The organism is Massilia sp. LC238 (assembly GCF_000735635.1).
GTDB lineage: Bacteria > Pseudomonadota > Gammaproteobacteria > Burkholderiales > Burkholderiaceae_D > Telluria > Telluria varians.
In genome coordinates this window covers 43,914-70,785 of sequence record NZ_JNNN01000025.1, presented here as the reverse complement: position 1 = coordinate 70,785, position 26,872 = coordinate 43,914, and the positions used below count along the sequence as shown (strand labels likewise).

Here is a 26,872-nt window from a genome sequence, read left to right as displayed (position 1 = left end):
ACGCATTCTAGAGATGAGTTTCAGATATACACAATTAACTCAAATTCAGTTGCAATTAGGAAATTATACATACATACTCTTGCGCAATTTAAGCAGATTCAATTATTCAGTTACTAACTTTTCGTTCATTTACCTGAAAAGGTCATCATGCACTTCTTCCAGCGCGCGGGCATTACAGCCAGGCTAAGCACGGCATTTGCCCTGATTTTGTCGGTCACTCTCATCCTCGCGGCGTTCGCGGTGTCGCGCGTGAACAGCATCGAACGTGCACTGCACAGCTTTGACTCGGTCAGGAACAGCGAACTCGAACCCCTGTATGCCGCGCGCGAAGCACTGGCCCAGACCGGCATCGCGGCGCGCAATGCCTACATCTTCCAGGACGCCGCCGCGGCCCGGCGCGAGCTGGACCTGGTCGACGCGCGCAAGGCCGAGTACCTGGCTGCCCTCGCCCGCCTCGACCCGGTCCTGCGCGACAACGCGCAGTACGGCAAGGTGCGCGAGGGCATGCTGGCCATGGCACGCGAGCTGGAACGGCCGCGCGCCTATCGGGCGAGCGGCGACATGGAAGGCTTCGGCCGCTTCCTGGTCGAGGAATGCAGCCCGCTGCGCCGGAGCATCGTGGCCGACATCGACGTGCTGCTCAAGGGATTGCAGGCGCGTACCGCCGAGGCCGTCCAGCTTGCCAAGGCCGAGGCCGCGGGCACGCGCTACTGGATCAGCGGCCTGAGCATGCTGGCCGTGGTCCTGTGCGTGCTGGTGGCGCTGGTGCTGGTGCGCAGCCTGCTGGCCCAGCTCGGCGGCGAACCGGCCTACGCCGCCCGGGTGGCGCGCGCCATCGCCGGCGGCAAGCTGCACCAGGCGGTGGACACGGCCCGCGCCCGGCCGTCCAGCCTGCTGTATGCGATGAGCGCGATGCGCGACGGCTTGAGCGGCATCGTCGGCAAGGTCCGCGGCGGCACCGACGCGATCGCCTCGGCATCCATCCAGATCGCTTCGGGCAATCTCGACCTGTCGACCCGCACCGAGACCCAGGCCGCCGCGCTGGCCGAGGTGGCGAGCTCGATGAAGCAGCTGATCGAGTCGGTGCGCCGGAACGCCGAGTACGCGGCGCAGGCCAGCCAGCTGGCCGGCACCGCGTCGAGCATCTCGGTCAAGGGCGGCGCGGCGGTGGAGGAAGTGGTCACCACGATGCAGCTGATCGACACCTCCTCGAAGAAGATCGTCGACATCATCGCGGTCATCGACGGCATCGCCTTCCAGACCAATATCCTGGCGCTGAACGCGGCGGTCGAGGCGGCGCGCGCCGGCGAACAGGGGCGTGGATTCGCCGTGGTGGCGAGCGAGGTGCGCAATCTGGCGCAGCGCTCCGCCGCGGCCGCCAGGGAGATCAAGGCGCTGATCGAGGACTCGGTGAGCAAGGTCGGCCTGGGCGCGGCGCTGGTGGGCGAAGCCGGCGAAACGATCCGCCAGGTGGTCGACGGCGTGCACCGCGTCACCGACATCATGGGCCACATCAGCAGCGCGACCGGCGCCCAGCGCGCCGACATTGAACGCGTGGACGACGCCATTGCGCGCCTGGACGAGATGACGATCCAGAATGCGGCGCTGGTCGAACAGGCGGCAGCGGCGGCGCAGTCGCTGCGCCGGCAGGCGGCCGAGCTGGCGGCGGTGGTGGATACCTTCCAGCTCGAGGAGGAAAGGTCGTCGGCGCGCCAGGCGGCGCGCCCATGATCAGCCCGGGCCCGGGTGGTTGAACACCTGCCGCAGGTAGGCCAGGAAGGTCTCGTCGGTACACATCGACTTGCCCGGCGTATCCGACAGCTTGGCCACCGGCTGTCCGTTGCAGTGGGTGAGCTTCATCACGATGTTCAGCGCCTGGTAGGGCGTGTCGTTGGTGAGCTTGGTGCCGATGCCGAAGCCCAGCATGGTGCGGTCGGCGAAGTGGCGGTACAGGGCCAGCGACTTGGGCACCGTGAGCGCGTCCGAGAACACCAGGCGCTTGCTGCGCGCATCGATGCGCAGCTTGGCGTAGTGCGCCAGGGCCTTCTCGCCCCACTCCACCGGGTCGCCCGAATCGTGGCGCAGGCCGTCGAACAGCTTGGCGAAATACAGGTCGAAGTCGCGCAGGAAGGCGTCCATGCCGACCACGTCGGTGAGCGCGGTGCCGAGGTCGCCCCGGTATTCCTGCACCCAGTCTTCCAGCGCCGCCTTCTGGAAGTCGCGCAGGCGCACCCCGAAGGCCTGGTAGGCCTGCAGGTACTCATGCGCCATGGTCCCGATCGGCACCAGGTTGTACTTGTGCGCCAGGTAGACGTTCGAGGTGCCCTTGAAGAACTGCGGCAGCTCGCGCGCCATGGTCTGCACCACCTCGTCGTGCCACTCGCCGGAAAAGCGCCGGCGCACGCCGAAGTCGAAGAACTCGAAAGGCGTGGCGCGCGGCGGCTCCTTCGCGAAAGCGCGCAATTCGTCGATCTTCTGCTGCAGGCGCAGCCGCGCCTCGAGGATCGCGGCCTCCTGGTCGAAGCGGCGGAAGTACAACTCGTTGACGATGTAGAGCACGAAGATCTCGAAACCCATCACATGCACCAAAGGACCGGTGGCGCGGATGCGCAGGTGCGGGCCGTCGGTCTCGACCTGGATGAACTTGCGCTGGAAGCGGAACAGCGTGAGGAAGTCGGCGAAGTCGCTCTTGATGAAGCGCAGGTTGCGCAGGTAGGCGACTTCGTGGTCTTCGAACAGCATCGAGCACAGGTGGTCGAGCTCGCGCTCCACATCATCCTTGAGCTCGGCCAGCGGATAGGCCGGCTGGTTCCGGCACAGGAATTCGTATTCGCCGATCGCGTCCGGGTGGCTGTGCAGCAGCGCCTGCCACATGGTGAACTTGTACAGATCGGTCTCTAGCAGGCTGCGGACGACGGGCTTCATCAGGCTCCTTCAGGCGGTGGCGGGATTTTTCTTGGTACGCTTCTTCGGCGCCAGCATGGTGCCGGTGCAGCCGGGCGTGCCGCAGCGGCAGGCGAACAGCTTCTTGAGGGCCGGCGTGTGGCGCTCGTCGTAGATCAGGGCGTAATTGTAGTTCAGCTCTTCGCCGGGCGCGATGTCGCGCATCGCGTGGATGTAGACCCGCCCTTCGTCCTCGAAGGCTTCGCAGTTGGGCGAGCAGGCGTGGTTGATCCAGCGCGCCGCATTGCCGTGGCTGCCGCCATCGATCACGCGGCCGTCCGCCAGCGTGAAGTAGAAAGTGTGGTTGATCGGTCCGCCTGCCTCGGCCGCGCGCCGGGTCGCCTCGTCCCAGCTGATGCGTTCGCCCCGGTATTCGATGATGCGCTCGCCGACGCCGATCGGCTTGAGCGCAAACACGCCGTTGCCGTGGACGGGAGACTTCCTGACTTCATAGGCCTTGGCGGCGGCAGTGCGGGCTCTGGTGCTCATCGGGTCCTTGTCTGGTGTTGCATGTCGAGCACGTATTATGGAGCCAATCGCCGGCGCGATGCCGCACATTTTGATGCGCCGCAGCGCCGTCACTCCCGCGCCGATGGTTCCGGCGCGCAGGGCAGCATCCCGGTGCTGGCGATCAGGCGCTCCGCGCTCCAGCCGTCGCCGAGCAGGATCATCCGGGTATGGAAATCATCGCCCAGGCAGGGGGCGGCGCCTGGCGCCTGCTGGCGCAGCTTCTTGTCGCGCAGCGCCACGTACAGCAATTCGCGCCGCCGCGCCAGGGACAGCCAGAGCGCATGGGCGCCGGCCGACTGGCGCGCACCACTGATCAGGCAGTTCCCGCCTTGCAGCCACCAGCGGTAGATGGCGGTCGCGATCCCCTTGCGCTGGTAGGGAGGCGCAAACTTGGAATGCGGCGCGCGCAGGTGGCGGTCGGCGCGCCGGTCCAGCTCGACCAGGCGGTTGAACACCGTGTAGCCCGCCAGGCGGCGCAGCTGCAGGTCTTCCGCATACACATAATGCTCGCCGTCGGCCTCGCGGTGGCGGAACACCAGAGCGGGATATTCGCCGGGCGCCACCGGCACGGTGGCCATCCCGTGCAGCCGGTGGCCGGGGCGCTGCATGCGGCGGTACAGTTCATCGAGCTCGCGCCCCAGGTCGTCGGGGCGATGCACCACGTCGATCCGCAGTTCCGCGGGACGCTGCCAGGCCCAGCCGAAGCCCGGCGCCAGGATGCTAGCCATCGGCAGCTCCGCAGCGCGGCACCCAATGGCCGCTCAGCAGCTGGCGTGGCCGTTCGCTCGCGTGCACCTGCGCGCTGCAGTCCCAGCGGTCCTGCTGGATCGCCAGACCGGCGAACACGCCGTAGCCTTCCCCGGCACGGATCTCTTCGCCGGCCAGCAGGCTTTCGCCGGCCCGGATCGCCCCCGCGGCCACCAGGGCGCCGTTGGCCTTGATGCCCCAGGCGGCTTCGAGATGCCCGCCGCTCTCGATGCTGCCGCCCGATTCGATGCCGCGGCCGGCGCGGATGTCCGCCTGCCCCGTGATCGCACCCCCGGCGCGGATGCCCTGCTCGCAGCGCGCCGGGCCGCCCAGCACGATCTCGTGTCCGGCGCTGCAGTCGCCATCCAGGGACAGCGTGCCGCCGCAGGCGATGTCCCAGCCGGCCCGCAGGGAGCCTGCCACGCGCATGTCGCCCAGCACGTGGATGCCCCAGCCGGCGTCGACGCCGCCTCCGGCCGTCAGCGTGCCGGCGCACTGGATGCCGCCGCCGGCGCGGATGTCGTCGCCGCCTTCGATCGACTGGCCGGCGCGGATGCCGCCGCCGGCGCGGATGGCGCCGCCGGTCCTGAGCACGGTGTCGATCTCGATGTTGCCCTTCACCTCGAGCGAGCCGGCGAACACCAGGGCCTCGGCCTCGATCGCGTCGACCGTCATCACCGCCGAGCTCGGGCCGAACTGCCCCAGCAGCCAGCAGGCGTCGTCCACCCGTCCGGCGGCGACCAGGGCGTCGAGCAGGGGCTGGTAGTCGCTGCCCTGCGCGTGGTGTTGCAGGAACCAGCGGAAGCCTTCCGCACAGGGACGCTTCGTCTTGATGAAATTCTTGTTCAGATCCATGTGATTCTCTTCGTGCATAGAACGGCCGGCCGCGCTGCGACAGCGCGCGGCCGGCGGCAGTATCGGTGAAATCGGCGGGGCTGCCTATTCGCCCGGGTCCGTACGGGAAACCCTTAGAGGCGCGGCTAGGCTGCGGGTGTCGGGCTGGCCGGCAGGCAACGCCAGGATGTCGCAGTCGGAGCGGGCCAGCGCCTCGCCGACCAGGCTGCGCAGGAACAAGCGCCGCAGCCGCGCCGTCCGCTCGTTCGGCAGCACCAGGAGGTCCGGTTGCAGGCGCCGCTCCGCATACTGGAGCACGGTGGGCGCGTAGCCATGCTCGACGATGCGCACGACGCCGTCGGGCGCGCCCATGCCTTGCAGGGCGTCTTCGCGCTGCTGCTGGACGGAGGCCTCGATCCGGTCTTCGCCGGCGCCGGAGGCGCGCAGCCGGTTCTCGCCCTTGCGCTCGAGCGCCGCCAGCAGCACGATCTCGGCCCCGGGCGCGACGCCGCCGAGGTGGGCGAGCGTCTCGGTGATGGAGACGGCGGGGTCGACCAGCACCAGGGCGCGCCGATAGGCATGCGCGACGTCGCGCCGGACCATCAGCACCGGGTGTGCGGCGCCATGCGCGATGCCTGGTGCGAGGCGCAAGACATGGCGGCCCGGGCCCCAGGCGCGGTACCCTTCGACCACGCTCAGGCGCGCCTGGCCGAAGCGCTTGCACAGCTCGGCCCCGCTGCGCGGCGCGCCGCGGTGGGCTTCGACCTCGAACAGGAATCCGGTCTGGCGCTCGACCAGCTGGGCGAGCTGCTCCAGGCGTTCGCGCTGGTGCCGCGCGCAGGCCTCGGCGCTCATGCCGCGCACGAGATGCTGGAGACCGTAATGATGGAAGTGCACCAGCAGGCCCCGCTCTCCACGCTGCTGCGCGAGGCAGGCGGCGCGGCGCGCCACCTGCACGGTCCTGTCGGACCATTCGGCCGCAACCAGCGTCCAGTCGCGCGCCGCGCCCTCCTTCGTCATCTCCATCGGTCCTCCAGGGCGCCCAGTGCGCCCCCTGCGCATCGACGGCTGCCCGACGCCTCCAGTATAATGAGGCGCCGGTGCCACCACATCCGCAGCCCGCGTAAGGGAAGCCCTTAGCCTGGCGCGCCCGACACGACGGGGCGCATCCGAGGAATCCGCCATGTTCGATCTCCGTGCCGTCCGCGCCGCCTGGCTCGGCGGTGCTTTTTGCCTTGCCTATGTCGCCCTGGACGTAACCAGCGGTCCCGAGGCGCGCCACCAGACCATCGCCCCGGTCTGGCACCCCGCGGCGGGCCTGGCCCTGTTCCTGGTCCTGCGCTGCGGGCGCCGCGCGGCCCTGCCGCTGGTCCTGGCCGCCCTGCTGGCGGCCGCGATCACCCCCGCCCTGCCGGCGCGGCCGGCATTCTCGCTGCTCATCGGGCTGCTGCCCCCAGCCATCTACCTGGCCGTGGGCACGGCAATGCGCCGCCACCTGCCCGGCAGCGCCTTCCATGCGAGCCACCAGGGCCTGCTGCTGTGGGCGGTGTTCGCCACCATGGGCAGCCTGGCCGGCGCCCTCGCCTACGCCAGCATGCTGCACGGGCCGGAGGTGTTCGCCACGCGCGGATGGCTGGACGTGGTGGCGCGCTACGCGATCGCCGAGACCGCCGGCATGCTGGTGGTGGTGCCGATCTGCCAGTTCCTGCTCGACGAGGAACTGCGCGCGGCCTACCTCGGCCGCATCCTGCGCTGGGAAACCGCCGCCTACATCGCCCTGATGGCCGCGGTGCTGGCGGTGGCGCTGCAGCGGCCCGCGCCGGAATCGCTGGCCTACTACCTCCTGATCCTGCCGCTGGCCTGGTCGGCCGCGCGCCAGGGCATGGCCGGCGCGGTCACGGCCGCCCTGGTGCTCGAGATCGGCGTCACCGTGGCCTCGCTGCGCCCGATCGCCTATGCCGCGCAGATGCCGAACGTGCAGATGCTGGTGCTCACCCTGACCCTGTCCGGCTTCCTGATCGGCATCGCCGTCGACGTCGCGCGCCGCGCCAGCCATGAGCTGCGCCATTCGCTGCGGCTGGCGGCGGCCGGCGAGATGGCGGGCGCGGTCGCGCATGAACTGAACCAGCCGCTGACCGCCCTGTCGATGTACGGCAGCGCCTGCGAGCGCCTGATGGCGCGCGGCGACAGCGAGGAACTGCTGCAGAAGACCATCCGCGCCATGGTCGCGGAATCGCAGCGCGCCTCGGAGGTGCTCAAGCGCCTGCGCGAGTTCTTCCGTACCGGGACCACCTCGCTCGCGCCGGTGGCCCTGCCCGCGCTGGTGGGCGACATGCTCGCGTCCTTCGCCGACCAGGCGGCCCGTGAAGGCGTGCGCCTGGAAGCGGGGCCGCTGCCCGACGCCTGCGTGCTGGGCGACCGGGTGCAGCTCGAGATCGTGCTGCGCAACCTGCTGTCGAACGCCATCCACGCGGTGGCCTCGATGCCGGCGGGCGTCGAGCGCCGGATCGCGCTGGACGCCGGCGTGGAGGGCGACTCGGTGTGGATCCGCATCGCCGACAACGGCCCGGGCATCGCCGACAAGATCCGGGCGCGCCTGTTCGAACCCTTCATTTCGCTGAAATCCAGCGGCCTGGGCCTGGGACTGGCGATCAGCCGCGCCATCATCGAGACCCACGGCGGCGCACTCAGCGTCGAACCGGGGCGCCACGCCATCCTGAGAATCACCCTGCCGGCCCACAGCGAGGACGGCGAAAGGACCTCCTGACATGAACCGCAACCAGACCGTGTACATCGTCGACGACGATGCCGCCGTGCGCGACGCGCTCGGCCTGCTGCTGAGCCTGCATGGCTACCGGACTGCCTTCTTCTCCGACGCGGACTCGTTCCTGCGCGCGTGGACGAGCGAAGCCAGCGGATGCCTGCTGCTCGATATCCGCATGCCGGGAATGGATGGATTGAGCCTGCAGAAGAGGCTGCGCGAACTGGGCAGCCGCCTGCCGGTGCTGATCATCACCGGCCATGGCGACGTGCATTCGGCGCGCGAAGCGTTCCGCTCGGAAGCCGTGGATTTCCTGGAAAAGCCGCTGCAGGAAGGGCCGCTGGTCGCGGCGATCGAAGAAGCGCTGGCGCGGGCGGCGCAGCCGGACGCCGGCCAGGCTTCGCCCGAGTACCTGAAACGCCACGCCAGCCTGACCCCGCGCGAGCGCGAGGTGATGGAGCTGGTCGTGGCGGGGCGGCACAACCGCGAGATCGCCGAAGAACTCGGGATCAGCGTGCGCACCGTGGAAGTGCACAAGTCGCGGGTAATGGAGAAACTGCAGGTGGATTCGATCGCGGACCTGGTCCGCCAGCACCTGCAGAACCCGATCGGGTAGTCAGGCCGCGCGCAGCGCCTCGCCCTGCGCGGCAGGCGGCGCGCCGCCCGGCTGTGCCACGGCCACCTCGCCGAACATCAGCTGCCCGGCCAGCAGCGCCGCCAGCGCGGCGGCCATGGTCTTGAGCACCGTGCGCCGCCATTGCGCATTGCGCTCCACTAGGTGCTTCGCCAGGCGCCGCTTGCTGCGCCGCTCCATTCGCTGTTCCATCCGCTGCTTGGCGCGCAGCGCCGCATCCCGGCCAAACAATCCCGGTCGATACATTGACATTCCGTCCTCCAGTTCGCCCCTGCTGCGGGGCATTCATCATGTCGCGGCGCCTGGGCCGCGGGTCGTCGTCGCAAGGGGGCTCGGGAGCTGCGTAGCGGCGGGCCAGAAGGCCGCGCCGACGCAATCCCGAGCCCAGGCGAGGCCGGCGTGGCCTCGCATCCGGCGCAACCGGTACATGACGATGGGAGTGACGGGAATCATGCCGTCAGCCGTGCCGGCGTGCCAGCGCCGCGTCGAGCTGGCGACCGGCCAGCACCAGGCCTTCGCGCAGGGCGGCGGCGTCGCCGGTGCGCACCGCCAGCGCGGCTTCGAGCGCATCCCGGAACGGCAGCAGGGCCAGGGCCAGGTCCTGGTGTCCATACCGGGCCGCGAGCGCGAGATCGGCCGTGGCGCGCCGCCGTGCATGGCCGAGTTCCTCCACTGCCCCATCCAGCTGGCGCTGCAGCGCCGCGATACGGCGTCCGGTGGCGGCGATGCGCTCCTCGATGCCGCCCGCGGTACGCGGTCCGTCTTGCGGGTGGAACGACCCGGCACAGTTCATCTCGGTCATGGGGTTCTCCTTTCCGGTGGGTTGCAAACTGGGTGGTATGGCGCCGGCGGCGGGATGCGCGCCGGCGCGTCCACTCCGACAATGTCGACCAGCATGGAGCGCGCGTTCGGCAGCTCGATCTCCACGCTGCAGCCTTCGGCATGCCCGAGCAGCCCCAGCGCCAAGGGCGACAGGATGGTCACCCGCGCCAGCAGGGCGTTGGCGTCATACGGGCAGGCGATCACGATCGAACTCAGGTCGCGCGCGCCGTCGGACCGGTAATGAACCGTCGCCCCCAGCGTCACGTGGCGCGGCGCGGCGTCGGTCTCGGGCAGCGGCAGGGACGAGGCGAGCAAGGCGGCGAGCTTGCGTCCGGACGGGTCGCGCACCTCCGCACCGATGCCCTGTTCGCGTGCGAACCGATGGAGGATCGCCAGGTCGTGCTGGCTCAGGTAATGCTTGTTGCACATACAATGCCTTTCCCAGCCCAGTGGGCTGGCCGACAGTCAGGAAACCGGCCGCGCGCCGGAAGGTTCAAGCCGCACGCGCAGGCGGCAGCAGCAGCAGGTCGCACTCGGTACGGGCCAGCAGTGCGCGCAGGCGCGCGCGCCAGCGCCACGCCGCCCAGGGACCGCCCCCGCCATCGGCCAGCACCAGCAGGTCCGGGCGGGCCATGGCGGCATGCGCCGCGACCGCCGCGTGCCACGGCTGGCGCAGCACCACGAGCACCGGGCGGACCTCGCGCGGCGGCAACTGCGCGGCGAAGCGCCAGAGCGCCGCGCGCGCCGCGCCTTCGCTGCGGCGGCGGCAGGCGTCGAGCGCGGCGTCGCCGACACCCGCGGTGCGCATGCTGCCTTCGCCGCCGACGCGGCAGCCGTGCAGGAGCGTGAAGCGCATGCGCGGCAGCGTGCGCATCGCCAGGCGCAGGCTGTCCAGGGAGGACGGCGACAAGTCCGTCGGGAACAGCGCCTGGCCGTCGCGGCGCTCAAGGGGTTGCCGGCCGGCGCGCACCAGCAGCACGGCGCCCGCGCCGGCACGCAGCGCCGCCAGCGCGCGCCCGGCGTTATGCCTTACCGGCCAGCACGGGTGTGCCTGCCAGTGGAGCACCTGCATCTCGCCCGCGGCCGAAGCGGCGGCGGGGTGTCGGGTGAGGCCGCCCTGCCGCATGGTGGTGGTATCCACATCATTCCTCCTCGATCACATCGCCATGGCCGCGGCCTCGCCCAGCACCAGCAGGCTGGCCAGCATCGCCGCCATCCCCGCCGCCAGGCCGCCGGCAACCATGCGGCGCCAGCGGGCGCTGCGCTCCAGCAGGCGCTTCGCGAAGCGGCGCTTGCCCTTTCTTTCCATGCCGGGCCGCAGCTGCGCGGCGGCATCCGGGCTGCTTCCATCCGCTCGATTCCACTTCATGTCCATTCCTTCTTCGATTGATTCACGCCGCCAGTCGGCGGTCGATGCCGTCGCCCTGCCGGTCCGGTCCGACCAGGAGGTCGCATGCGCCCTCGTCCATCAGTTTTTGCATCACGTTGGTGCTCGACAGCCGCGCGCCGGGATGGCAGGCGCCCCGTCCCAGCACCAGCAGGTCGGCCTGCTGGCGCCGCACGCAGTCGCGGATGACTTCGTATGCGCGGCCGGCGTGCACTTCGCGCCGTCCCGGGGGCACATCGTGCAGGAACAGCTCGACAAATTCGTCCAGCTTCCTGCGCGCGGCTTCCCAGCCCTGCTCCCGGTAGGAGCGGATCACGCGCGGCGGCAGCTCCAGCTCGCGCATCATGGCGGTCTCGGGCTGCTGGAAGGCGTGCACGAACACGAAACGGGCGTTCGGCGCCAGCAGCGCGGCCGTGCGCGCCGCCGCCAGCGAAGCGCGCGAAAAATCGGTCGCCACCACCACGTTGCGGTAATCGTGGCGCGGCTCGCCATGCACCAGCAGCACGGCGCCGCGGCACAGGCGCACGACATCGGCGTCACGCGAGGGCCTCGCCCACAGCGGCAGGCGCGGCCTCCCGCTGCCCGCCATCAGCGTCAGGTCGGCCTGGATGCTGTCGGCCGTGACCGCGATCACGTCGGCCGGATGGCCGCGCCGGACCATCCATACCTTGTCCAGCTCGTCCGGTGGCGGGAAGTTGCCGAGCGCCCTGGCTTCGCCATCGACCAGCGCCCTGAGCCTGCCGCCATCCACCTGGACGTGGCTGTAGGCGGTGGTGGGGCGCAGGCCGTTGCCGGCGCGCTTGACGGCCAGCACGTCGAAGGCCTCGACGCCCAGCGCGGGCGCCAGCAGCGAGGCGCGCATTTCCACGCGGCCGGGATGGGCCTGGTGTATCGCGAGCAAGATCCGGTCGATTCTACGCACGGTGTCCTCCATGAATGCTGTCCTCCGGCGTGCCATGTGCCGGCGCGCTGGCCGGCTCCTCATGCCCGTAGCGCTCGGCCTGTGCGAGTCCGGCGGCCGCGCGCCCGCGCGTGTGGGCCAGCTCGGCAAGCGCTTCATCCAGCCGCCGCTGCAAGGCCGCGATACGCTGGCCGGCGGCCGCGATGTGCTCTTCGATGCCGGGCTTGCGCCCCGGCGCTGGCTTGTGCTGGATATCGGTCATGGCTTCTCCTTCAAGCACTCAAAGCGGCAGGGCCGCAGGCGGCTGGACCTCGACGATTTCCAGGCGCAGGGTGCGCCCGAGGGCCAGGTCGACGTCGACGGTGCAGCCCTCGGCGTGGCCGAGCAGGCCCAGCGCAAGCGGGGCCAGCACCGAAACACGCGGCGTCATGGCTTGCGCATCTTGCGGACAGGCGATGACGACGGTATCCAGGTCGGCGCCGCCCCGGGTGCGTTCATGGATGGCGGTGCCGCAGGCGGCGACGCGGTAGCGCACGCTCGCGCCGAGCGAGACGCGGCGCTCGCCGCCGTCGCTATCGCCGTTGGGAAGCGTGCGCGATACCGCGGTCAGGTGCGCGAGGCGGCGCACGGCGGCCTCGACCCGGCCCGGGTCGGCCGATCGAGCCCGCACGAAGCGTGTCAGGACAGCCAGGTCGTGCTGGCTGAGGTAAGTAGTGGTGCACATGGCTTGCCTTTCCCAGCCCGTTCAGGCTGGCCAATAAGAACGAATGGCGTGCCGCGGCAAATGCATCCGCATATGCGCAGCGCTTCAGACGATGCTTTGGAGGGGGCTCGGGAGAGTGGGAAGCTGGGCTTCGCCGGCTCTCGCCGAGCTCAGGAGAGGCAGGCGAGATCGCGCGTCGACAATTGTGCGAGACGAGCGTGGAAGACGCTCAGTCCGAGCGACAGGGGAAGGTGGGAGAAAACCTGCGAGACGCCGGCAGCGCACACGGCAACAGCGCGCGGGGTCCGCACGCTGGAGGAACAACCAATGCCGTAGGAAGAAATGCAGCGCATGCCGAAGTCGGATCTCATCAATTGGATACCGGACCAGTATATACCACCTGTTTTTTTCGTCAACCGAGCTGGACTGGGGCGAACGGCGCGCCCCGCCAGCGACGGGCGGCTCAGGCGGGGAACTCTTCCTCGCGGTATTCCACGCCCTGCCCTTGCACCTGCGCCGCCCCGGCGGCGCGCCCGGCTTCTTCCTTGCGCAGCTCGACGCGCCGGATCTTGCCCGAGATCGTCTTGGGCAGCTCGCGGAACTCGATGCGCCGGATGCGCTTGTACGGCGCCAGCCGCTCGCGCGCGAACGCGAACAGCGACGCCGCCAGCTCGCGCGAAGGCAGGACGCCCTGGCGCAGGGTGACGAAGGCCTTCGGCACCGACAGCCGCAGCGGGTCCGGGCTCGGCACGATCGCCGCTTCCAGCACGGCTTCGTGCTCGATCAGGACGCTCTCGAGCTCGAAGGGGCTGATGCGGTAGTCCGAGGACTTGAACACGTCGTCGTTGCGCCCGACGTAGAAATAATAGCCGTCCGCGTCGACCGTGGCGGTGTCGCCCGTATGGTAGTGGCCGGCGCGCATGACCTGGGCGGTCTTCTCTTCGTCGCCCTCGTAGCACATCATCAGGCCCAGCGGCGCCGGGTCGAGCGAGAGCGCGATCTCGCCTTCCTCTGCGGGCTGCTCGTCGATGTCGAGCAGCGCCACCCGGTAGCCCGGCAGCGGCCGCCCCATCGAACCGGGCTTGATCGGCTGGCCCGGCGGATTGCCGATCTGGCAGGTGCTTTCCGACTGGCCGAAGCCGTCGCGGATGCGGATGCCCCAGGCCTGCTCCACCTGCTCGATCACCTCCGGGTTGAGCGGCTCGCCGGCGCCCACCAGCTCGCGCAGCGGCGGGCGCCAGGCGCTCAGGTCTTCCTTGATCATCATGCGCCACACCGTCGGCGGCGCGCACAGCGAGGTCACGCCGCAGCGCTGGATCGTGTCGAGCGCGGCCTTGGCGGAGAAGCGCTCGTAGTTGTAGACGAAGATGGCGGCGCCCGCGTTCCAGGGCGCGAAGAAACAGCTCCAGGCATGCTTGGCCCAGCCCGGCGAGGAGATGTTCCAGTGAACGTCGCCCGGCTGCAGGCCGATCCAGTACATGGTCGACAGGTGGCCGACCGGATAGCTCTGGTGGCTGTGCAGCACCAGCTTGGGCTTGGCCGTGGTGCCGGAGGTGAAGTACAGCAGCAGCGGGTCAGTGGCACGGGTCTCGCCTTCCGGGGTGAAGACGGACAGGACGTCGCGACTGTCGGCGAAGTCGCGCCAGCCGTCCGGCTTCTCGCCCGCTGCGGCGCCCACGGCGATGCGGGTGAAGCTGCCCGCCATGCCCTCGAACTTGTGCGCCTCGGAGGCCTGGGCGATGACGTGCCTGACACGGCCGCGCTCGAGGCGGTCCTGCAGGTCGGCGCCCGAGACCAGCATGGTGGTCGGCACCAGCACGGCGCCGAGCTTGATCCCGGCCAGCATGATCTCCCACAGCTCGACCCGGTTGGGCAGCATCAGGAGCACGCGGTCGCCGCGCTTGACCCCGCATAACTGCAGGTACTCGGCCACCTGGCACGAACGCGAGGCCATGTCCGCGAACGAGATCTTCTGCTCGAGGCCGTCTTCTTCGACCACCCACAGCGCGGTGGCGTGGTTGTCCCTGGCCATCTGGTCGAAGTAGTCCAGGCCCCAGTTGAAGGCGTCGAGCCGGGGCTGCCGGTACTCGCGGTAGGCGGTGTCATAGTCGAGGCGGTGCTGTAGCAGGAAGTCGCGCGCTTGCAGAAAGCGCTGGGTCGGCGTCATGGTGTCTCCTGGTCGCTAAGGTGGCATGGCCGCGTTGGCCATCCCTGGCCATTTTGCCATGTTTGCAAACGCTGTTGTAGGGTAGGCGGGAGTAATTCAGGCCAGTGGCCTGCATGACAAACCGCCCACCCCACGAGCATCAGTCCCGCCTGAGGGCGGTGACGCGCATCTCGTCGCGCGGCTCCATCATGTCGATGACGCGGCAGTCGCCGCACATGCGCAGGCGGTCGAGGTGGCCGCTGAAGGCGGGATGCGAGGCCAGGCGGCCGAGCATGTTTTCGACCATCTGCAGGGTGCCGAAGGGCTGGTTGCAGCGGATGCAATGGAAGGGCTGGGACTCGTTGAGCACCACCGCCTGGGCCCGCGTCTCCATGAAGGACAGGCGCGGTGCGAGCGTGATGGCGTTCTCCGGACAGGTGCTGGCGCACAGGCCGCACTGGACGCAGTTCTTCTCGATGAAGCGCAGCAGCGGCGCGCCCTGCCCGTCCTGCAGCGCCCCGGCCGGGCAGGCGCCGACGCAGGACATGCACAGGCTGCACGCCTTGCGGTCCACCTCGATCGCACCGAACGGTGCGCCGGCCGGCAGCGCCACCTGCTCGGGCTTGAGCGGCGCATGGCGGTGCAGGTGCTCGAGGGCGTAGTCGAGCGTGTTGCGCTTGTCGTTCGCCAGGTGGAACACGGCCGGCTCGCCCGGCGTGCGGCCGCGCGGGGCGTGGCGCAGCGCCACCGCCAGTTCGTCAGGCGCATCCACGCGCAGCAGCTGGAAATGCGGGCCTTCGTAGCCGAGGCCGCCCAGTACCGCCTGGGCGATCTCCATCTGCTGGTCCAGCAGCGCGGCGTACTGGGGCGCCTCGCGTCCCGTCAGCAGCACCGAGATGCCTGCCGCGCCATAGGCCACGGCGGCGAACCAGACGTCGATGCCGGTCGAGGCGGTGTGCTGCAGCGCCAGCGGGATCACGCGCCCGGGCAGCGAATCGCCGAGCTGGGCCAGCAGCGCGGCGCCGTGTTCGGGGTCGTGCAGCACGAAGACCGGATCCTGTCCGCCGCCCTCGCGGTAGGAACGCAGCGCCGCCTGCATGCGCTTGCCGGTCAGCGCCGCCGGCGGGAAGGCATAGCTGATGGCGCCGGTCGGGCAGGCCGTGGAGCAGGCGCCGCAGCCGGCGCACAGGTAGGGGTTGACCTTGATCCGGTCGCCGTCGTCGGCAATCGCCTGGGCCGAGCAGATCTCGATGCAGGCGCTGCAGCCCTTCTGGCCGTTGCGGCCATGGGCGCAAGTGCGTTCCTTGTACGCGAAATACTTGGGCTTCTCGAAGTCGCCGACCATCTCGAGCATGCTCTCGACTGCCTCGTCACGGGCGGCCTCGTCGTAGATGGGTGCGTAATAGCCGTGCGGGCGTTGGTGGCTGGGGATCAGGCGGCTCGGGCTGAGGTCGAGCACGAGGTCGAAGCGGCCCTGCTGGACCGGCTGGCCGGGCGCCTGCCAGCGCGCCTCGAAAGCGCCCAGCCAGCCCGCCACCGCGACGGTGCGCGCCACCTGGACCGGATAGGGGCGCACCGGCATGGTTTGCTGGCTGTCGAGCAGCAGCACGGTGACCGGCAGCGCGCCGGCGAGCCGGTCGGCCCAGGGCAGGGCCTGTTCGGCCGAGCCCACCACCAGGGTACGGCCGCTGGATTGGTAGCTGACCGTGATCGCCGGCTCGAACACGGGAATGGCATCGGCGGCCAGGATGGCCGCGCCCCGGGCCTGGACATTGCGGCCTTCCTGGACCGGGTCGAGCGGCGGATGATCGGTAAAGCGGATGTTCATGCGTTCCCTTGTCGTGTGGACGGCGGCGCCTGCTCGTGTTCCCTCACTGGCTGCTGTTCCTGTGCCTGCGCTGCCGCCGCCTCGGCCTGCTGCTGCCGGTCGTCGAACAGGCGCGTGACCAGGCCCTGCGCATGCTTGAGCGAAGCCAGCATGGCCGGGGTGAGCGGCGCCGCCTTGTTGTAGTCGTTCATGTAGATATCGAGCCCGTCGATCGCGTTGAAATGCGGATCGGCGAACAGTTTTTTGAGCGCCAGGCGCCGCACCGATTGATCGACCCCTTTGGCCACGAAGGCGGAAAAGTCGGCGTCCGGCGTGAGCCGCGCCGCGTCTTCGAGGGTCGGCAAGGGTGCACGCGGGGCCGCTTCGGCTTCCTGCATGGCGCCCGCGGGAGGCTCGCCCACGGGTACAGGGGGCGCCGGGGCGCGCGGGTCTTCGGCCGGCGCGTCCCCGCCGGATGACTTCAGCCGCGCCCAGCGCCGGAAGAAACCTTCTTCGGACATGCTGGCTCCCCTCATCCGTGCTGGCGGCCGCGGCGCCCGCGCGGCTTGGGCTGGTAGTGCTCGCGCAGGTAGCCGGCCACCCAGGCATAGATCTCGGCCGGCATGGCGACGCCGTCGGCCTGTTCGCCCGAGTCGAACATGCGCGTGCCCTCGACGTAGCTGACCGAGGCGCGCACCGGGATGGCCTTGCCCTCCTCCATGCGCCACAGCACGAACACCTTCGATTCCGGCGCCATGCAGTTCTCGTAATAGCCTTCGTTCTCGTCGGTGTACAGCTCGAGTTCGAGGCCGGAGACGAGGTAGTAGTCGCGCTCCGGACTCTCGCTCAGCACCTGCAGGCGCGGCAGCTTGCCGCGGTCCGGCACCACGCCGACCGCCTCCCAGGCCTCGTCGGCCCAGCGGTGCTGCACGGCGCGGCGCTGCATGATCACCGCGATTGGCATGCTTCCCATCTTCATTGCTTGTTCGCCGTCTTGGGGCTGTGTTCCTTCTCCACCGCCGGTGCCGCGCCCTTGGGCACGGACCGGGTCTGCCTGGCCTTGACGTCCTCGCTCGGCGCCGCGGTACCCAGCTTTTCGCTCTTGATCGGGACGTTGGCCGCGTTCAGGGCCTGGGGACTGTAGGGCGCGGCGCCTGTGGCGGGCGCGGCGGCGGCGGGGCCGGGCGCCGCATTCGCCGGCGCCGCCGCCGGCATGCCGGCGTTGGGCGGCGTGACGCCCGGCGGCACAACGCCTGCCGCAGCGGCGGCACGGGCCGCGCCGGGCGGGGCGGCGCCAGGCGGCACCGGGTTGGCGACCTGGCCCGGCGCCATGCTGCCGGGGCCGGCCACGCCCGGGGCCAGGCCCTGTCCCGCGGCCACGGGGGCCGCGGCGACCGTGGTCGGCTGCACGATCTTGTAGCCCTTGGCCGGCGCTTGCGCACGCCAGCGCGCGCTGACCGCGTCCATCGACGCTGCAAGCAGTTCCTTGTCCTTGGCCGCCTTGGCATCCGCGGAGGCCTTCTTGGCGGCGGCTTCCTGCTGCTGGGCCGGAGTCGGCGGCTTCAAGGCCGCCCAGCTGGAAGCGCTGCAGACCAGCAGGCCGGCAAGCACCCAGCGCAGTCGGCGAGGTGTATTCATGTTCATTGCTTGGCTCCCAATGTTCCCGGCGCGGCGGGGCCCTGCGGGGCCGCGTTGGTGGCGGCCGGCGCCTCCACCGTGCCCGGCGCCGGCGCCGCCGGTTTGCCGTGGTCGCCGGGCTGGGTCTGCGTTCCCGGCTGTGGACCGGATGACGGCGCCACACCCGAGGCCGGCCCTCCGCCGGTTTCGCTCGTGCTGCCGCCGAGCTGCGCTCCGCCGGTATTGCCGCCTGAACCGCCCGCAGTGCCCGGTTGCCCGCCGGCATAGGTGGCGTCGGTGACCGGCTTGGCCGTGCTGGCGATGATGGCGCCCGCGGTGCGTCCGCCGGCCGTGACCTGGCCCGGGTACTTGGTCTGTTCGATGCCGCCCGCGCTCGGGTTGCGGCCGCGGTCGCAGCCGCTGGCCAGCACCGCAAGCAGGGCCAGCGCGCCGTGGGTGATGATGGTGGATGCTTTCATGGTGTTCCTCGGTGTGCCTCAGGCGGCCGGGCCCGGACGGGGGCTCGGGCGGCCCGGCCTGGCGTCGGGATGTTGACGGTGCGCCGGGTCGGTCGCCGTGCCGTTGCGGACCTGCTCCAGCCACAGCGAATGGTGGGCGGCGGCCCAGTTCTCGTCGACGTGGCCTTCGCGCATGGCCTGGTAGGCGCCCGGCGTGCCCCAGGTACCGATGTAGATGTGGCCCATGGCGGCGGCGATGTACAGGGCGGCGCCGCCGATGTGCAGGTAGTTCGCCACCTGCAGCACGTAGCGGGTCTGGCCGAAGGTGACGAAGTCCAGGATCAGGCCGGTGATCGACATGAGGATGCCCAGCAGGGTCACGCCGAGCCAGAACCAGGCCTTTTCGCCCGCGTTGAAGAAGCCGGCCGGCGGATGCTTGTGCGACACCAGCCCGCCGCCCTGCTTCACCCACTGCCAGTCGTTGCGGTTGAAGAAGTTACGGCGCAGGAAGGTGATGAACATCAGCACCGAGCAGACGATGAACAGCGGCCCGACGAAGTTGTGCAGGTACTTGGAGATGATGGCGAACCAGGAGAACAGGTCGTGTCCCATCCACGGCAGCATGATCTTCTTGCCGTACATGATGATGATGCCGGTGATCGCCAGGGCGATGAAGCTGTAGGCCGTGGCCCAGTGCACCTGGCGCTCCCATTTGGTGAAGCGCTTGATCTGGCGCCCGGACGGCGGCACTTCCTTGGCGGCGCCGACCGCCTTGTAGAACACGAAGATCAGGAGCGGCACGGCCAGCAGGATGAAGCCGGCGATGCTGGCGAGCGGGCCGTTGCGCAGGTGGCGCCAGGTGTTGCCGCCGCGCTGGACGATGACGTTGGCCTCGGTGGCGCCGTACTGGCCCAGGAAGTGGCGGTCCATGTGGACCCGGCCCGAGGCCGCGTTGGTCAGGCCCGGCTCCTTCACCACCGAATCGCCTTCGATCTGGAGCATGGTCTGCTCCTCGGCGTAGGCAGGCTTGGCGTCCTTGTTGGGTACGCCGGCCCAGGCGGCGGTCGACAGCAGTGCCAGCACCAGGCCAGTAATCAGCAACTGCGTCAGCAACAGCGACGCGCGCGAGGAAATGGCGTGCATGGTCGGCTCCTCAGGGGTTGGCCCGGTTGTATTCGTTCTGCTTCATGGCACGGTTCTGGACCGTCGCCGACCAGGCCAGCCGGTCATTGTGGAAGCGTTGCTGGAAATGGCGCTGGTCTTCCTTGCCGGCATATTCGCCGTGCAGCCAGCCGGGGAACTGCTCGACCTCGAGGCAGCCGGACAGCAGCAGCGGCAGCGCCAGGACACAGTAGCGGAATTTGTTCATGTTCATTGCACGATCCTCCCGGGGTCGTTCTGCACGTCGCCGACCTGCTGGTTCACCCGCGGCAGGTCGCCCTTGGCCTTGATCTCGCCGCCGCGCTTGGGCCGGCCGTAGGCGATCTTCCAGCCCCACAGCTCGGGGCCGTAGCCGCGCGTCTCGACGCGCTGGCGGTAGATGTCGGCGATCTGGTTCGCTTCGCCGCCCAGCAGGGCCTTGGTGCCGCACTGCTCGGCGCAGGCCGGCAACTTGCCTTCGGCGATGCGGTTGCGGCCGTACTTCTTGAACTCGGCTTCGGAGGTATCCGGTTCCGGGCCGCCGGCGCAGAAGGTGCACTTGTCCATCTTGCCGCGGTGGTTGAACATGCCGGTTTCCGGGAACTGCGGCGCGCCGAACGGACAGGCGTAGTAGCAGTAGCCGCAGCCGATGCACTGGTCCTTGCTGTGCAGGACGATGCCGTCCTCGGTGTGGTAGATGCAGTTGGTCGGGCACACCGCCAGGCAGGGTGCGTCGGTGCAGTGCATGCATGCCACCGACACCGAGCGCTCGCCCGGGATGCCGTCGTTGATGGTCACCACCCGGCGCCGGTTGATGCCCCAGGCCAGTTCGTGTTCGTTCTTGCATGCGGTCACGCAGCCGTTGCAGTCGATGCAGCGCTCTGTGTCGCAGATAAATTTCATTCTCGCGGCCATGCCGTTCTCCTCCGCTCTGCTCAGTTGAAAGCGCTGCGCCTCAGGCCTTGACGACCCGGCACTGCGATACCTTGGTTTCCTGCATCATCGTCACGGCGTCGTAGCCGTAGGTCCAGCCCGTGTTGCAGGCCTCGCCGCGCACCGTCGGCGCCCCGCCTTCCGGATAATGGCGTTCGAGGTCCTCGCCCATCCACCAGCCGCCGAAGTGGAAGGGCATCCAGACCAGGCCGATCGGCACCCGCTCGGTGACCATCGCCATCATCTTCAGGCGTGCCCCGGTCGGGGTCTCGACCCAGACGTAGTCGCCGACCTTGGCGGCGATCTGGGCTGCGTCGCGCGGGTTGATCTCGACGAACATGTTCTGCTGCAGCTCGGCCAGCCAGGGATTCGAGCGGGTTTCCTCGCCGCCGCCCTCGTACTCGACCAGGCGGCCGGAGGTCATGATCAGCGGGAAGTCCTTCGAGTAGTCGACCTCCTGCACCGACTTGAACAGCGTCGGCAGGCGCCAGAAGTTGGCCTTGTCGTCGTAGGTCGGGTACTTGGCGACCAGGTCGCGCCGCGGCGAAGCGAGCGGCTCGCGGTGGGTCGGCACCGGATCCGGGAAGTTCCACACGTTGCAGCGCGCCCGCGCATTGCCGAAAGGCGCGCAGCCGTGGGCGATGACGACGCGGATGATGCCGCCCGAGTTGTCGGTCTTCCAGTTCTTGCCCTCGGCCATCGCCTGTTCCTGTGGGGTGAGTTCGGCCCACCAGCCGAGCTTCTTCAGGAACACGTGGTCGAATTCGGGGTATCCGACGTCGAGCTGGCTATCCTTGTTGGTCGAGCCGTCGGCGGCCAGCAGCGACTCGCCGTTGTGCTCGACGCCCCAGTTGGCGCGGAACGGCAGGCCGCCCTCGGCCACCGACTTGTTCAGGTCGTACAGGATCGGCGTGCCGGGGTGCTTGAGTTCCGGCGTGCCCCAGCACGGCCACGGCAGGCCGTAGTAGTCGCCCTTGCAGGGACCGTCGTCGGCGCGCAGGGTGGTCGGGTTGAAGGTGTGCTTGTTCTCCATGTGGAGTTTCAGGCGCTCCGGCGAGCAGCCGGTGTAGCCGATGGTCCAGCAGGAGCGGTTGATCTCGCGCAGGATGTCTTCCACCACCGGCTCGTTGAGCACCACCTTGATGTTCTTGCACAGTTCGTTGTGGAAGCCCAGCTTCTTGGCGAACAGGTACATGATCTCGTGGTCGCTCTTGCACTCGAATAGCGGCAGGATGACGCGCTCGCGCCACTGGATGCTGCGGTTCGAGGCGGTGCACGAGCCCGAGGTTTCGAACTGCGAGGCGGCCGGCAGCAGGTAGACGCCGTCGGTGCGGCCGTGCATCGAGGCGGTCATGCTCGGGTAGGGATCGATCACCACGAGCATGTCGAGCTTCTGCATCGCCGCCTTCATGTCCGGCAGGCGGGTCTGGCTGTTCGGCGCGTGGCCCCAGTAGAACACCGCGCGCAGGTTGCTCGGCTGGTCGATGTACTGGTTCTCTTCGTTGACCGCGTCGAACCAGCGCGACACCGTGATGCCCGGCTTTTCCATCAGCTCCTTGGAGCCGAAGCGCGACTTGATCCATTCGTAGTCGACGCCCCAGACGCCCGCGAAGTGCTTCCAGGCGCCCTCGGCGATGCCGTAGTAGCCCGGCAGCGAATCGCCGTTGGGGCCGACGTCGGTGGCGCCCTGCACGTTGTCGTGGCCGCGGTAGATGTTGGCGCCGCCGCCCGGGACGCCGATGTTACCCAGCGCCAACTGCAAGATCGACAGCGCGCGCACGTTGGCGGTGCCCACCGTGTGCTGGGTGATGCCCATGCACCAGACCACCGAGGAAGGCTTGTTCTTGGCCAGCATCTCGGCGGCCATCTTGACCGAGGCTTCCGGCACGCCGGTAATGTCGGAGACTTTATCCGGGGTCCATTTCGCGACTTCCTTGCGCACGTCCTCCATGCCGTAGGTGCGGGCCGCGATGTATTCCTTGTCCTCCCAGCCGTTCTGGAAGATGTGCCACAGGATGCCCCACACCAGCGGGATGTCGGTGCCGGGACGCACCCGCACGTAGTGGTGGGCGAAGCGCGCGGTGCGGGTGAAGCGCGGGTCGATCACGATCATCTTCGCGCCCAGCTCCTTGGCGTGCAGGAAGTGCAGCATCGAGATCGGGTGGGCTTCGGCCGGGTTGGAGCCGATGAACATCACCGCCTTGCTGTGGTGCAAGTCGTTGAAGGAATTGGTCATCGCCCCGTAGCCGAAGGTCTGGGCCACGCCCGCGACCGTGGTCGAGTGGCAGATGCGCGCCTGGTGGTCGCAGTTGTTCGAGCCCCAGAACGAGACCCACTTGCGCAGCAGGTAGGCCTGTTCGTTGTTGTGCTTGGAGCTACCGATCACCATCAGCGCGTCCGGCCCGGATTTCTGGCGCAGCTCGATCAGCTTGTCGCCGATCTCGTTGATGGCCTGGTCCCAGGACATGCGCACGTACTTGCCGTTCACCAGCTTCATCGGGTAGCGCAGGCGGTGCTCGCCGAAGGCGTGCTCGCGCACCGAGGCGCCCTTGGCGCAGTGCGCTCCCATGTTGATGGGCGAATCGAAGGCGGCTTCCTGGCGCACCCAGACGCCGTTGGCCACCACCGCGTCCACCGAGCAGCCCACCGAGCAGTGGCTGCAGATGGTGCGCTTGATCTCGGTGGGCACCGGGGCGTCCGGCGCCTGGTCGGCCCGGGCCGGTTCGATCACGTTCAGCGGCAGCTGCCGGGCCAGGGCGCCGGCGCCGGCGGCGATACCTGCGCCGACCAGGAAGCGGCGCCGTTTGAGTCCGCTGTCGCGGACGGACTTCACGAGGGACATGCTGGTTCTCCCGTTGTGCTCACCAGTAGGCGGCGGTCTCGTAGTAACGACGGATGTGCTCGGTTTCGTGGTAGCCGCGCTTGACCTGCGGCTTCGCGGCGGGCTGGGGTGCCGGCGTATCGGCGGCCTCGGCGGTGCCTGCCACGACGGCCAGCGCTCCCAGCGGCGCGGCCTTCAGGAAGCCGCGGCGGCTGGGGTCCGGCACATCGTGCCCGGCGCCTGCGGCCGGCTTGCCGTCCGGTCCGTGTTCAAGTAGCTGCGGATGCTGTTCCATGCTGTGCCTCGCTTCAGTTAAACCATTGATTCATTGAGCGCTTCCCCGACCACGAAGGCTTCGGCTTCGATGGCGAGGAAGGCGCCGGCCAGGCGCGCGACCAGCCGGTAATAATTGGCGCCCTCGCTTGATGCGATGTCGGCCAGGCAGCGCTCGTACCAGGACGCGATGTGGACCTCGAAGAAGGCCTGCTGCCGCGCGAGCGGCTGGCGCGCAATGCCGGGGGCGCCGGTGATCAGGACGCGCATCGTCTCGCACAGGGCGCCAAGGTGGTCTTCGAACTCGCCGACGCCGCGCACCCGGCCTATGCCGAAGCGCGCCAGATCGGCGCGCAACTCGGCCAGCGGGGTGTTGTTCATGAAGCCGGCCAGGTAGCGCGAGCCGTAGGGATTGACGGGCGGCGTGCCGACGCTGATGAAGAGCGCATCGAATTCCTCGGACACCGCATCCGGGTCCATGACGCCCGAGGCCAGGCTCAGGGCTTCCCAGGCCTGTTCCAGGGCCGGATCGCCTCCTTCGGAAAGGATGGGGTCGGCATGCGCCAGCGCGTCCAGCAGCGCACCGTCCGGCGCCGCCAGCAGCAGGCGCGACAGCAGCGCGTACAGATCGGCGCGCGCCTGGTCCTCGCCCGACAGCGGTAGCGGTACGGCGACGGTGATGGCGGGATCGGCGGGACGGTTGATCGACGGCGCGTCAGGGTGGGACACGTGCTGCTCTCCTGTTGGCAAAGGGTCACCAGCAGTGTAGCCCTCCAGCGCAGCAGGCCGCGCACGGTTGATGACACGGTGCTATCAAATCATGCTCAACGCATGCCCAGGGCATGCATGAGGGTGCGGATCACGTAGGCTACCGCCGACAAGGTAAACACGCCACCGAGCCAGAGTGCCGCCAGCCAGGCCAGGCGCCGCAGCCATTCGCGCCGGGTCACCATCAGTGATACCCCGCGTCGGCCTTGACCTTGCCCCGGAACACCCAGTACGACCAGGCCGTGTACATCAGGATGATGGGCAGGATGAACAGGGTGCCGACCAGCGCGAAGCCCTGGCTGCTGGGCGGCGAAGCTGCTTCCCAGATCGAGATCGCGGGCGGCACGATATGGGGCCAGATGCTGATCGCCATGCCGCTGTAGCCGAGGAAGATCAGGGCCAGCGCCGCCACGAAGGGCACACGATGCGGGTCGCGCTTGAGCGAGCGCAACAGCAGCACGATGAACACCGCCACCAGCACCGGCACCGGCGCCAGGAACACGATGTTCGGGAAGCTGAACCAGCGCGCCGCCACCGCCGGGTCGCGCCAGGGCGTCCAGATGCTGACGATGAAGATGGCCGCGAGCAGCATCAGGGCCAGGGGACGAGCCACCTGGATCATGCGCGCCTGCAGCTCGCCCTCGGTCTTCATCACCAGCCAGGTGGCGCCCAGCAGGGTGTAGGCGATCATCACCCCGAACCCGGCCAGCAGCGGGAAAGGTGCGATCCAGTCGAGCGGCCCGCCAGCATAGCTCCGGCCCGACACCGCGATGCCGTCGAGAAAAGCGCCCAGCGAGACGCCCTGGAAGAAGCTGGCCACCACCGAGCCGCCGATGAAGGCCTTGTCCCACAGGTGGCGCTCGTGCTCCTTGGCCTTGAAGCGGAATTCGAAGGCCACGCCGCGGAACACCAGGCCGACCAGCATGAAGATCAGCGGCAGGTAGAGCCCCGACAGGATGATCGAATAGGCCACCGGGAAGGCCGCCAGCAGCCCCTCGCCTCCCAGCACCAGCCAGGTCTCGTTGCCGTCCCAGACCGGCGCCACCGTGTTCATCATGGTGTCGCGGTCGCGCTTTTTCGGGCTGAAGGGAAACAGCAGGCCGATGCCCAGGTCGAAGCCGTCCAGCAGCACGTACATGAAGACGGCGAAGAAAATGATGATCGCCCAGATGACGGTGGTGTCAATGCCCATGACCGGGTTCCTCCTTGTCGCGGCCGAGGCGATCCGGGCTGGCCTCGCCCTCGTCGTCGTCGTTCTGCACGTCGGCGGCCGACAGCGGCCGGCTGGGCGTGCGTTCCTCGCCCGGGCCGCCCCGGGCCGGCGTATGCAGCTCGAAGCGCTGCGGCCCCTTGCGCATCATGCGCAGCAGGTAGACGGTGCCGGTGCCGAACACGAAGATATAGGCCACCACGAACAGGACCAGGGTCAGGCCGAGCTCGGCGGCTCCATGCGGGGAGACCGCATCGGCGGTGCGCAGCACGCCATACACGACCCAGGGCTGGCGCCCCACTTCGGTGGTGGTCCAGCCGGCCAGAATGGCGACCAGGCCCGCCGGTCCCATCCAGACGGCGAAGCGCAGGAAGGGGCGGTTGTGCCACAAGCGCGGCTCCCCTCCCCGCTTGCGCCGCAGCCACAGGCTCCAGGCGCCGAGCGCGATCATGAGCAGGCCCAGGCCCACCATCAGGCGAAAGCTCCAGAACACGATCAGCGAGTTCGGCCGCTCGTCGCGCGGGAAATCCTTGAGTCCGGGGAACTGGCCGTTCCAGGAATGGGTGAGGATCAGGCTGCCCAGGTGCGGGATGCCGACCGCGTACTTGGTGCGTTCCTCTTCCATGTCGGGCACGCCGAACAGCAGCAGCGGGACCGCCTTGTCGCCTTCGTTCTGCCAGTGCCCTTCCATGGCCGCCAGCTTGGCCGGCTGGTGCTTCAGGGTGTTCAGGCCATGGAAGTCGCCCACCACCGCCTGGATCGGCGCCACCAGCAGGATCATCCACATCGCCATCGACAACATCTTGCGCACCGCCGGGTTGTCGCGGCCCTTGAGCAGCTGCCAGGCTCCGGTGGCGCCGACGATCAGGGCCGTGGTGAGATAGGCGGCGATCACCATGTGCAGCAGCCGGTACGGGAAGGACGGGTTGAAGACGATCGCCAGCCAGTCGGCCGGGACCATGCGGCCGCCCTCGATGGCATAGCCCTGCGGGGTCTGCATCCAGCTGTTGGCGGCCAGGATCCAGGTGGCCGAGATCAGGGTGCCGACCGCGACCGCGCAGGTGGCCCCGAAGTGCAGGCCCGGCCCGACCCGGGTCCAGCCGAACAGCATCACGCCCAGGAAGCCGGCCTCGAGGAAGAAGGCGGTCAGCACCTCGTAGGACAGGATCGGCCCCATGATGCTGCCGGCGAACTCGGACAGGTAGCTCCAGTTGGTGCCGATCTGGTAGGCCATCACGATGCCCGACACCACCCCCATGCCGAAGCAGACGGCGAAGATCTTGAGCCAGTAGTGGTAGAGGTCGACGTAGACCTGGCGCTTCGTGCGCAGCCAGCACAGCTCGAGCACGGCCAGGTAGCTGGCCATGCCAATCGTCATCGCCGGGAACAGGATGTGGAAGGACATCGTGAACGCGAACTGCACGCGCGCCAGATCCAAAGCGGACAAACCGAACATG

The 26,872-nt window shown here is 69.0% G+C and carries 31 protein-coding genes; 3 read left to right on the top strand and 28 right to left on the bottom strand.

Annotation, left to right across the window (positions count from 1 at the left end):
- Positions 1–249: 249 nt before the first annotated feature.
- Positions 250–1,731 (top strand): methyl-accepting chemotaxis protein, encoded by a 1,482-nt coding sequence (locus FG94_RS05695; RefSeq protein WP_229445872.1) that lies wholly within the window; start codon positions 250–252, stop codon positions 1,729–1,731.
- Here FG94_RS05695 and pncB read toward each other — a convergent pair whose 3' ends face one another.
- The 5 genes from pncB to FG94_RS25840 form a co-directional block, all read right to left on the bottom strand.
- The gene (gene pncB, locus FG94_RS05690; RefSeq protein WP_036208250.1) at positions 1,732–2,925 is read right to left on the bottom strand and encodes a nicotinate phosphoribosyltransferase; all 1,194 of its coding nucleotides are present in this window, start codon (positions 2,923–2,925) and stop codon (positions 1,732–1,734) included.
- Between the two features lie 9 nt (positions 2,926–2,934).
- A complete protein-coding gene (locus tag FG94_RS05685; RefSeq protein ID WP_036208248.1) occupies positions 2,935–3,432 on the bottom strand; it encodes an SET domain-containing protein in 498 nt (165 codons plus the stop codon).
- An 89-nt stretch (positions 3,433–3,521) separates the two neighbouring features.
- Positions 3,522–4,181 (bottom strand): hypothetical protein, encoded by a 660-nt coding sequence (locus tag FG94_RS05680; RefSeq protein WP_036208245.1) that lies wholly within the window; start codon positions 4,179–4,181, stop codon positions 3,522–3,524.
- The gene (locus FG94_RS27110) at positions 4,174–5,055 is read right to left on the bottom strand and encodes a hypothetical protein (RefSeq protein WP_036208243.1); all 882 of its coding nucleotides are present in this window, start codon (positions 5,053–5,055) and stop codon (positions 4,174–4,176) included. Before FG94_RS27110 ends, FG94_RS05680 begins: the two co-directional genes overlap by 8 nt.
- A gap of 84 nt (positions 5,056–5,139) precedes the next feature.
- Positions 5,140–6,060: a universal stress protein gene (locus FG94_RS25840; RefSeq protein ID WP_051996261.1), complete on the bottom strand. Its 921-nt coding sequence runs from the start codon at positions 6,058–6,060 to the stop codon at positions 5,140–5,142.
- Between the two features lie 157 nt (positions 6,061–6,217).
- Here FG94_RS25840 and FG94_RS05665 point away from each other — a divergent pair, with 157 nt between their 5' ends.
- Both FG94_RS05665 and FG94_RS05660 read left to right on the top strand, forming a co-directional pair.
- Positions 6,218–7,801, top strand: coding sequence for an ATP-binding protein (locus FG94_RS05665; protein WP_051996260.1), 1,584 nt, complete (start codon positions 6,218–6,220; stop codon positions 7,799–7,801).
- A gap of 1 nt (position 7,802) precedes the next feature.
- Positions 7,803–8,411, top strand: coding sequence for a response regulator transcription factor (locus tag FG94_RS05660; protein ID WP_036208240.1), 609 nt, complete (start codon positions 7,803–7,805; stop codon positions 8,409–8,411).
- On the opposite strand, the gene FG94_RS05655 is transcribed toward FG94_RS05660, so the two are convergent.
- From FG94_RS05655 to FG94_RS05550, 23 genes are all read right to left on the bottom strand, one after another.
- A complete protein-coding gene (locus FG94_RS05655; RefSeq protein ID WP_152570860.1) occupies positions 8,412–8,681 on the bottom strand; it encodes a hypothetical protein in 270 nt (89 codons plus the stop codon).
- Between the two features lie 205 nt (positions 8,682–8,886).
- The gene (gene grpE, locus FG94_RS05650; RefSeq protein WP_051996259.1) at positions 8,887–9,231 is read right to left on the bottom strand and encodes a nucleotide exchange factor GrpE; all 345 of its coding nucleotides are present in this window, start codon (positions 9,229–9,231) and stop codon (positions 8,887–8,889) included.
- Positions 9,228–9,680 (bottom strand): GreA/GreB family elongation factor, encoded by a 453-nt coding sequence (locus FG94_RS05645; protein WP_036208235.1) that lies wholly within the window; start codon positions 9,678–9,680, stop codon positions 9,228–9,230. Before FG94_RS05645 ends, grpE begins: the two co-directional genes overlap by 4 nt.
- Positions 9,681–9,744: 64 nt before the next feature.
- Positions 9,745–10,323, bottom strand: coding sequence for a hypothetical protein (locus tag FG94_RS05640; protein WP_152570859.1), 579 nt, complete (start codon positions 10,321–10,323; stop codon positions 9,745–9,747).
- Between the two features lie 84 nt (positions 10,324–10,407).
- The gene (locus FG94_RS05635) at positions 10,408–10,620 is read right to left on the bottom strand and encodes a hypothetical protein (protein WP_152570858.1); all 213 of its coding nucleotides are present in this window, start codon (positions 10,618–10,620) and stop codon (positions 10,408–10,410) included.
- A gap of 22 nt (positions 10,621–10,642) precedes the next feature.
- Positions 10,643–11,572: a universal stress protein gene (locus tag FG94_RS05630; protein WP_036208227.1), complete on the bottom strand. Its 930-nt coding sequence runs from the start codon at positions 11,570–11,572 to the stop codon at positions 10,643–10,645.
- Complete coding sequence (locus FG94_RS27605) at positions 11,553–11,801, bottom strand: hypothetical protein (RefSeq protein WP_036208224.1); 249 nt, start codon at positions 11,799–11,801, stop codon at positions 11,553–11,555. Before FG94_RS27605 ends, FG94_RS05630 begins: the two co-directional genes overlap by 20 nt.
- A gap of 18 nt (positions 11,802–11,819) precedes the next feature.
- Positions 11,820–12,263 carry a GreA/GreB family elongation factor gene (locus FG94_RS05620; protein WP_036208220.1) on the bottom strand — a complete coding sequence of 148 codons (444 nt, stop codon included), beginning with the start codon at positions 12,261–12,263 and terminating at the stop codon, positions 11,820–11,822.
- Positions 12,264–12,705: 442 nt separating this feature from the next.
- The gene (locus FG94_RS05615) at positions 12,706–14,409 is read right to left on the bottom strand and encodes an AMP-binding protein (protein WP_036208217.1); all 1,704 of its coding nucleotides are present in this window, start codon (positions 14,407–14,409) and stop codon (positions 12,706–12,708) included.
- A 139-nt stretch (positions 14,410–14,548) separates the two neighbouring features.
- The gene (locus FG94_RS05610) at positions 14,549–16,216 is read right to left on the bottom strand and encodes a 4Fe-4S binding protein (RefSeq protein ID WP_036208213.1); all 1,668 of its coding nucleotides are present in this window, start codon (positions 16,214–16,216) and stop codon (positions 14,549–14,551) included.
- The gene (locus tag FG94_RS05605) at positions 16,213–16,716 is read right to left on the bottom strand and encodes a DUF3306 domain-containing protein (protein WP_051996258.1); all 504 of its coding nucleotides are present in this window, start codon (positions 16,714–16,716) and stop codon (positions 16,213–16,215) included. The genes FG94_RS05610 and FG94_RS05605 overlap by 4 nt, the downstream gene beginning before the upstream one ends.
- An 11-nt stretch (positions 16,717–16,727) precedes the next feature.
- Positions 16,728–17,168: a DUF3305 domain-containing protein gene (locus FG94_RS05600; protein ID WP_036208347.1), complete on the bottom strand. Its 441-nt coding sequence runs from the start codon at positions 17,166–17,168 to the stop codon at positions 16,728–16,730.
- Positions 17,169–17,170: 2 nt separating this feature from the next.
- A complete protein-coding gene (locus FG94_RS05595) occupies positions 17,171–17,833 on the bottom strand; it encodes a hypothetical protein (RefSeq protein WP_036208210.1) in 663 nt (220 codons plus the stop codon).
- Positions 17,834–17,835: 2 nt separating this feature from the next.
- Positions 17,836–18,291, bottom strand: a complete 456-nt coding sequence (locus tag FG94_RS05590) for a hypothetical protein (RefSeq protein ID WP_036208207.1) — start codon at positions 18,289–18,291, stop codon at positions 17,836–17,838.
- An 18-nt stretch (positions 18,292–18,309) separates the two neighbouring features.
- A complete protein-coding gene (locus FG94_RS05585; protein WP_081925824.1) occupies positions 18,310–19,413 on the bottom strand; it encodes a formate dehydrogenase subunit gamma in 1,104 nt (367 codons plus the stop codon).
- 10 nt (positions 19,414–19,423) lie between these two features.
- The gene (locus FG94_RS05580) at positions 19,424–19,645 is read right to left on the bottom strand and encodes a hypothetical protein (protein ID WP_229412972.1); all 222 of its coding nucleotides are present in this window, start codon (positions 19,643–19,645) and stop codon (positions 19,424–19,426) included.
- Positions 19,642–20,325, bottom strand: coding sequence for a formate dehydrogenase FDH3 subunit beta (gene fdh3B / locus FG94_RS05575; protein ID WP_200879948.1), 684 nt, complete (start codon positions 20,323–20,325; stop codon positions 19,642–19,644). The genes FG94_RS05580 and fdh3B overlap by 4 nt, the downstream gene beginning before the upstream one ends.
- Positions 20,326–20,365: 40 nt before the next feature.
- Positions 20,366–23,185 (bottom strand): formate dehydrogenase subunit alpha, encoded by a 2,820-nt coding sequence (locus FG94_RS05570; RefSeq protein ID WP_036208204.1) that lies wholly within the window; start codon positions 23,183–23,185, stop codon positions 20,366–20,368.
- Positions 23,186–23,204: 19 nt separating this feature from the next.
- Complete coding sequence (locus tag FG94_RS05565) at positions 23,205–23,459, bottom strand: twin-arginine translocation signal domain-containing protein (protein WP_051996256.1); 255 nt, start codon at positions 23,457–23,459, stop codon at positions 23,205–23,207.
- A gap of 17 nt (positions 23,460–23,476) precedes the next feature.
- Positions 23,477–24,166, bottom strand: coding sequence for a molecular chaperone (locus FG94_RS05560; protein WP_229445871.1), 690 nt, complete (start codon positions 24,164–24,166; stop codon positions 23,477–23,479).
- 95 nt (positions 24,167–24,261) lie between these two features.
- Positions 24,262–24,390 (bottom strand): DUF2474 domain-containing protein, encoded by a 129-nt coding sequence (locus tag FG94_RS26445; protein WP_081925822.1) that lies wholly within the window; start codon positions 24,388–24,390, stop codon positions 24,262–24,264.
- Positions 24,390–25,397: a cytochrome d ubiquinol oxidase subunit II gene (gene cydB, locus FG94_RS05555; protein WP_036208200.1), complete on the bottom strand. Its 1,008-nt coding sequence runs from the start codon at positions 25,395–25,397 to the stop codon at positions 24,390–24,392. The genes FG94_RS26445 and cydB overlap by 1 nt, the downstream gene beginning before the upstream one ends.
- The gene (locus FG94_RS05550; RefSeq protein WP_036208195.1) at positions 25,387–26,871 is read right to left on the bottom strand and encodes a cytochrome ubiquinol oxidase subunit I; all 1,485 of its coding nucleotides are present in this window, start codon (positions 26,869–26,871) and stop codon (positions 25,387–25,389) included. The genes cydB and FG94_RS05550 overlap by 11 nt, the downstream gene beginning before the upstream one ends.
- Position 26,872: the final 1 nt, after the last annotated feature.